The sequence below is a fragment of the Frankia sp. Mgl5 genome, from assembly GCF_023242985.1.
In the GTDB taxonomy this organism is placed as follows: domain Bacteria; phylum Actinomycetota; class Actinomycetes; order Frankiales; family Frankiaceae; genus Parafrankia; species Parafrankia soli.
The window spans coordinates 1-270 of sequence record NZ_JALKFY010000133.1; the positions used below are offsets into that span (position 1 = coordinate 1).

1 protein-coding gene is annotated in these 270 nt (G+C 75.9%); it reads right to left on the reverse strand.

All coding sequences use genetic code 11. The features are described 5' to 3' along the window. On the reverse strand, positions 1-270 hold a 270-nt coding region (locus MXD62_RS08690; protein ID WP_248828875.1), incomplete at both ends, for an IS3 family transposase.

Below are 270 nucleotides of genomic sequence, written 5' to 3' on the forward strand. Positions count from 1 at the left end.
ACGACCGCGAGGTACAGCCAGCCCTGCCCGGTCGGGACGTACGTGACGTCGGCGGTCCAGACCCGGTCCGGTGCCGGGGCGGTGAAGTCGCGTCCGACCAGGTCGGGTGGCAGGTACGCGGCCCGGTCCCGGCGGGTCAGGCTGACCCGCCGCCGGCGGTGGACCCCTTGCAGGCCAGCCTGTCTCATCAGCCGGGCGACGCGCTTGCGGCTGGTTCGGACGCCGGCGGCGGCCAGGTCGGCGTGCACTCGTGGGGCGCCGTAGGTCGCC